Raw genomic sequence first — 1,076 nt, forward strand, 5'->3', positions numbered from 1 at the left:
CCCGCGGCACGGGCAGTCCCGCCTCGGCCAGCACCGCCTTGGCGCTGGCCTCGGTGGCGAAGGCCGCGGCGCCCAGCGGCGCGCGTGCGATGGCCGGCGCAGCAATCCGTGCGGCATCGCGCGCGCCGAAGCGCAGCAACGCCGCCACCGTCGCGCAGGCCGCATCGATGCCCTCGACCACCGGAAAGCCCATCGCGTTGAGCCGTGCGCGCACGTCCTCGGGAGCACGCGCGCACAGCAGGATCAGGCGCGCGGGATGGTCCTTGCGCACCTGCGCGAGCGCCTCCAGGAACACGTCGCGCAGGCGCGGCACATGGAAGGCGTTGGCCGACTGCAGGATCAGCGCGTTGCAGCTGTCGTCGCGCGCCATGGCGTCGAGCATCTGGGCCAGCACCTCGGGCCGGCTTGACACCTGCGCCGTCATGTCCACGGGATTGGACGGCGCGGCAAAGGGCACGGCCGCGAGGATGCGCGCCTGCGTCTGCGCCGCGAGCTTCGGCAGCGCCAGGCCCTGCGCGCTGGCCGCATCGGCCAGCAGCACGCCGAAACCGCCGGAGGCCGTGAGCACCGCCACGCGGTGGCCGCCGGGCACGCGCGCCGGACCGGCCACCGACAGCGCATGGCCAACCTCGAGCAGCAGCTCGATGCTGGGCACGCGCAGTGCGCCGCCCTGGCGCAGCACGGCATCGAACACGGCGTCCGAGCCGGCCAGCGCGCCGGTGTGCGAAGCCGCGGCCGCGCTGCCGGCCTCGGAAACGCCGACCTTGAGCACCACCAGCGGCTTGCCGGCCTCGCGGGCCATCGCCATGGCCTGCATCAGCTTGGCGCCGTCGCGGCAGGTTTCCATGCAGCACAGGATCACCGAGGTGCCGGGGTCGGCCGCCAGCGAGGCGATGGCGTCGGCAATGTCCACGTCGCATTCATTGCCCGTGGTCAGCATGCGGCTGACGCCCAGGCCGCGTTCGCCGGCCATCCGCAGGGTGAAGCTGCCGAGATTGCCGCTCTGCGAGACGATGCCGCCCGCGCCCGCCGCGGGAAAGGACGATTCCAGCGCCACCGAGAAAGTGGCGATGCTC

At 73.5% G+C, this 1,076-nt stretch carries 1 pseudogene; it reads right to left on the bottom strand.

From position 1 onward, the window contains the following. Positions 1 to 1,076 (bottom strand): annotated as a pseudogene (locus AC1DOC_RS34770) (acetate--CoA ligase family protein); the annotation flags it as partial.

Source organism: Variovorax sp. 01T439_2, from assembly GCF_056398445.1.